The organism is Polaromonas sp. P1_G2, from assembly GCF_056405515.1.
On sequence record NZ_JBFUBY010000572.1, the window covers coordinates 1 to 849 of the forward strand.

The following is an 849-nucleotide window of genomic DNA, read 5'->3' on the forward strand; positions in this document are numbered from 1 at the left end:
GGGCACAATATATCGAACATAGTCGGACCAGCTCTGCGGGCCGAAGGCGAGGATCGAGAGCACGACAAGGGCGATCGTCGTCGCTGCGGTCGCGGCAATCACGGCCCAGCGCCGTTCGTATATCAGCAGCAGCGGTAGGAGGAGGCCGAGCTGCGGCTTGAACGTCAGCAGCCCGAAGAGAATACCCGCCATCACCGGTTTGCGGTCTCTGAGGGCCAGCCCGCCGACCATAAGTGCCGCGGTGAGAAAGCCGTTCTGCGTGGCAACAAGATTGCCGACGATGAATGGCGTCAGCAGGATGGCGGCAACTAGCGTCCAGCTCGGCCGCAGGCTTTGCACCGCGAGCAGGTAAAGTGACAGCGTGAAGCCCAGGAACAGCGCCATGGCCGGCATATATCCGAACAGGCCAAGCGGTAGCAGGAACAGTACCGCATGCGGCGGATAGCTCCAGTTATGCGGTGGATAATCGGCGCCGAATACGGTCTTCATCGCCGCGAAATAGTTGTCCGGCTTACCGAACAGGAGGGAGCCATGGCCGTCGAGCATCAAATGTCCGGCCATCCAGTAATTGGCGAAATCCTTGTTCTTCACTTGAAACGGCAGCAGGTCGACCGGCGGACTCGAAAACGTCAGCGCCATCGCTGCGGCCGCCGCAATTATGACGACGGTGAGGATGAGAATCAGGGGGCGCAAGGATTGCCGCTGCTGCATCAAATGATCCGCTGGAACCCGTTTCGGGTCGTATCCTTATAGCCGACGGATCGTTGCCGGGTGGTGAACAATCACTTTTTAGCGACGTGACACCAGTTTCCTCGGGATTTTCTCGGGGGAGAGGCCGCACTTCAACAT

At 59.4% G+C, this 849-nt stretch carries 1 protein-coding gene; it reads right to left on the reverse strand.

Annotated elements, in window-relative coordinates; genetic code table 11:
* Positions 1–711, reverse strand: a 711-nt coding sequence (locus AC1D0P_RS26240) for a glycosyltransferase family 87 protein (RefSeq protein ID WP_477679403.1), incomplete at its 3' end; no start/stop codon positions are given.
* Positions 712–849: the final 138 nt, after the last annotated feature.